Here is a 4,049-nt window from a genome sequence, read left to right on the forward strand (position 1 = left end):
ATAAGAGACAGGGGGCGGGGTTAACGTGGGGGCGTGGCGCTCTCCCTCGCGATCTCGCCCTGCCCCAACGACACGTTCGTCTTCGACGCCCTGGTGCACGGGCGGGTGCCCGGCGCACCGCCGGTCGAGGTGACCTACGCCGACGTGGACGTCACCAACACCGCGGCCGAGCGCGGGGCGTTCGACCTGGTCAAGGTGAGCTACGCCGCGCTGCCCTGGCTGCTCGACGACTACCACCTGCTGCCCTGCGGCGGGGCGCTCGGCCGGGGCTGCGGGCCGTTGGTGCTGACCCGGGGCGACCGGACCGACCTCTCCGGCGCGACGGTGGCGGTGCCCGGCGAGCGGACCACGGCGTACCTGCTCTTCCGGCTCTGGTCCGCGGACCGGCCGCCGGCGCGGATCGAGGTGGTGCCGTTCCACGAGATCATGCCCGGGGTCGCCGCCGGGCGGTACGACGCCGGTCTGGTGATCCACGAGGCCCGGTTCACCTACCCCCGGCACGGGCTGACCGCCCTGGTCGACCTCGGTGAATGGTGGGAGGGCGACACCGGTCTGCCCATCCCGCTCGGCGCCATCCTGGCCCGCAAGGGCAGCGTCGACCCGGTCGAGGCGGCCGGCTGGATCCGCGAGTCGGTACGCCAGGCGTGGGCGAACCCGGAGGCCAGCCGGGAGTACGTCCTCTCCCACGCGCAGGAGATGGAGCCCGACGTGGTGGACCGGCACATCGGCCTCTACGTCAACGACTTCACCGCGAACCTGGGGGACGCGGGATTCGCCGCCGTCGAGGCGTTGCTGGGCCGGGCCGCCGACGCCGGGCTCGTCCCTCAGACCTCCAGCTCGCGGGCGACCGCGTGGACCAGCTGAGCGACCTTCTGCGCTACCTTCCGGTCCGGGAAGCGGCCCCGGCGCAGGTCCGGCTGGACCTTCGCCTCCAGCACCTTGATCATGTCCTCGACCAGGCCGTGCAGCTCCTCGGCCGGCCGGCGGCGCAGCTCCGCCACGGACGGCGGCGCCTCCAGCAGCTTGACCCCCATCGCCTGGGCACCCCGGCGGCTGTCGACCACGCTGAAATCGACCCGCTGGCCACCCTTCAGGTCGCTGACGCCCGCCGGTAGCGCGCCCTTGGGCAGGAACACGTCGCCACCCTCGTCGCTGGTGACGAACCCGTATCCCTTGGCCGCGTCATACCACTTCACTCGACCCGTCGGCACCTGAAAACCCCTGCTTCGCTTGAGACGTCTACTGCTCCAAGGCTAGCCCGATGATCCGGTCCAGCGCCGCCGAGAATCCGGTGAGATCGTCCAGCACCAGCTCCGCCCCGGCGGCCGCCAGCTCGTCCCGGGAGCACGGCCCGGTTGCGACTCCCACGCCCGGGATTCCCGCGGCCTCCGCCGCCGCCATGTCCGCCACGTGGTCACCGACGTAGAGCGTCGCGCCGTGCTCCCGCAACGCCGTCGCCTTCTCCTCGGCGAACAGGTCCCCGGCCAGCTCGTCGACCGCCAACCCCAGGTGGTCCAGGTGCAGCTTCGCCAGCCGGCCGATCTTCGAGGTCACCACCATGACCCGGCCGCCGCGGGCGTGCACGGCCTCGATCGCCGCGAGCGCGCCGCGCATCGGCACGGTCGGGGTGATCGCGTACGCCGGGTAGAGCTCCCGATACTCCAGCACCGCCTCCTCCACCTGCTCGGGCGGGAACCAGCGGGCGATCTCGACCCGCAGCGGCGGACCGAGCCGGGACACCGCCGCGTCGGCGTCCACCTGCACACCGGTACGCGCGGTCAGCGCCCGGTACGCCGCGGCGATGCCGGGACGCGAGTCGACCAGGGTCATGTCGAGGTCGAAACCGACCATCAGCGGGAGCATGCCGAGAACCTACCCGCCCAACTCCCCGGTCCAGCCGCTCGTCCGAGGGGCGGGAAGGGCTTCCGCCGGGCTAGCGTGGTACGACGATGACCACCTCACTCGCCGACCATCTGCGGGCCCTGCCCGACGAGTCCCTCGCCGCCCTGCTCCAGCTGCGGCCGGACCTCGTCGTGCCGGTACCGGCCGACATCTCCGCGCTGGCGATCCGCGCCCAGTCCCGGGTCTCCGTGGCCCGCGCCCTGGACGGGCTGGACCAGTTCACCCTTCAGATCCTGGACGCCGCGCGGCTCACCCGGGACCCGGCGGAGGGCGGCACCGACACCGAGGCGATCCTGGCCATGGCCACCGCCGGCCCGCACCCGCCCGCCCCGACCGCCGTCCGGGGCGCGGTGAACAAGCTCCGCGCGCTCTTCCTGCTGTACGGCCCGGAGCACGACCTGCACGTAGTGGCCGGCGTCGACGAGGTGTCCCCGTACCCGGCGGGACTGGGCCGACCGGCGGCGGAGCTGGACCCGCGCACGGCGGCCCTCTGCGCGGACCCGGCGAAGCTGCGGCGGACGCTGCTGGCTGCGCCCCCGTCGGCCCGGGCGATCCTGGACCGGCTGGCCGCCGGACCGCCGGTGGGCAGCCTCCTGCCGGGCGCGCTCCAGGCCCCCGCGTCCGGCACGGAGGACGCCCTTCCCCCGGACGCCATCAACGGTGGCGCGCCGACCGGCTCACCGGTCCGCTGGCTGGTCGACAGCCGGCTGCTGGTCCCCGTCTCGACCGGTCGGGGCGGCGGTGCCGGCACGGTGGAGCTGCCGCGCGAGGTGGGCCTGCTGCTGCGCCGGGACAGCGGCCCGCTCGGCCCGCTGCGCACCAGCCCGCCGCAGGTGGCGAGCCCGCCGCGGGAGCCCAAGGCGGTCGACTCGGCCGGCGCCGGGCAGACCATGGAGGTGGTACGCCACACCGAGGCGCTGCTGGAGAGCCTCGCCGCCGAGCCGGCCCCGGTGCTCCGCTCGGGCGGCGTGGGCGTACGCGACCTGCGCCGGCTGGCCCGCAGCCTCGGGCTGGACGATTCGACCACCGCGCTGCTCTTCGAGGTGGCGTACGCGGCCGGCCTGATCGGCGAAATGGACCTGACCGGCGCCGCCACCACCCGGTACGGCGGGGACCAGCAGATTCTCCCCACCGGCGGGTACGAGGTGTGGCGGGCCAGTTCCCTGGCGCAGCGCTGGGAGCAGCTGGCCCGGGCCTGGCTGACCATGACCCGGCAGGTGGGCCTGGTCGGCCAGCGGGACGACCGGGACCGCCCGATCACGGTGCTCTCCGCCGAGGCGGAACGGGCCGGCGCGCCGGTCGCCCGCCGGTCGGTGCTCGGGGTGCTCGCCGACCTGGAGCCGGCCACCGCGCCGACACCGGACGAGGTGTTGGAGCTGCTGGACTGGCGCGCGCCGCGGCGCAGCCGGGGGCGGGAGGCGGCACACCGGGAGGTGTTGGCCGAGGCGGCTCAGCTCGGCGTGACCGGGCTCGGCGCGCTCACCTCGTACGGGCGGCTGCTGCTGGCCGACGTGACCGAGGCCGACGAGCGGGGCACGGACGACCCGCTCGGGGTGCACTCCGACGCCGAGTCGGGCGAGCCGTCCACCGCGGTACGGGCGCTGGACGCCCTGCTCCCCGCCCCGGTCGACCACTTCCTCGTGCAGGCCGACCTGACCGTGGTGGTGCCCGGCCCGCCGGACCCGGCCCTGGCCGGTGAGTTGGAGGTGGTGGCCGAGCACGAGTCGGCGGGCGGCGCGAGCGTGCACCGGGTCACCACGGCCAGCGTCCGGCGCGCGCTGGACGCCGGCTACTCCGCCGACGACCTGCACGCCCTGTTCCGCCGCCGGTCGCGTACCCCGGTGCCGCAGGGCTTGAGCTACCTCGTGGACGACGTGGCCCGCAAACACGGCGGGCTGCGGGTCGGCTCGGCCGGTGGGTACGTGCGCAGCGACGACGAGGCACTGCTCACCGAGGTACTGGCGGACAGGCGGCTGGAGTCACTGGCGTTCCGCCGGCTGGCCCCGACGGTGCTCTCCACCCCGTACCAGGTGAACCGGATGCTGACCGCGCTGCGGGACGCCGGCTACGCGGCCGACGACCTGCACGCCCTGTTCCGCCGCCGGTCGCGTACCCCGGTGCCGCAGGGCTTGAGCTACCTCGTGGAC

4 protein-coding genes are annotated in these 4,049 nt (G+C 74.8%); 2 read left to right on the forward strand and 2 right to left on the reverse strand.

Going from position 1 to position 4,049, the window contains the following annotated elements:
- Window positions 1–33 precede the first annotated feature (33 nt).
- On the forward strand, window positions 34–864 hold the full coding sequence (locus DKL51_RS15240) for a 1,4-dihydroxy-6-naphtoate synthase (protein WP_109944659.1): 831 nt from the start codon (window positions 34–36) through the stop codon (window positions 862–864).
- Here DKL51_RS15240 and DKL51_RS15245 read toward each other — a convergent pair.
- Window positions 825–1,211 carry a cold-shock protein gene (locus tag DKL51_RS15245; RefSeq protein ID WP_109944660.1) on the reverse strand — a complete coding sequence of 129 codons (387 nt, stop codon included), beginning with the start codon at window positions 1,209–1,211 and terminating at the stop codon, window positions 825–827. The genes DKL51_RS15240 and DKL51_RS15245 overlap by 40 nt on opposite strands.
- 28 nt (window positions 1,212–1,239) lie before the next feature.
- On the reverse strand, window positions 1,240–1,863 hold the full coding sequence (locus tag DKL51_RS15250) for an HAD family hydrolase (RefSeq protein ID WP_124812183.1): 624 nt from the start codon (window positions 1,861–1,863) through the stop codon (window positions 1,240–1,242).
- Window positions 1,864–1,949: 86 nt separating this feature from the next.
- Here DKL51_RS15250 and DKL51_RS15255 point away from each other — a divergent pair.
- Window positions 1,950–4,049: helicase-associated domain-containing protein (locus tag DKL51_RS15255; protein ID WP_124812184.1), on the forward strand; the 2,100-nt coding region annotated here is incomplete at its 3' end.

The sequence above is a fragment of the Micromonospora globispora genome (assembly GCF_003857015.1).
Taxonomy (GTDB): domain Bacteria; phylum Actinomycetota; class Actinomycetes; order Mycobacteriales; family Micromonosporaceae; genus Micromonospora; species Micromonospora globispora.

Coding starts and splice junctions, on each gene's coding strand:
- DKL51_RS15250 (WP_124812183.1), bottom strand. CDS start 1,863: ATGCTCCCGCTGATGGTCGGTTTCGACCTCGACATGACCCTGGTCGAC.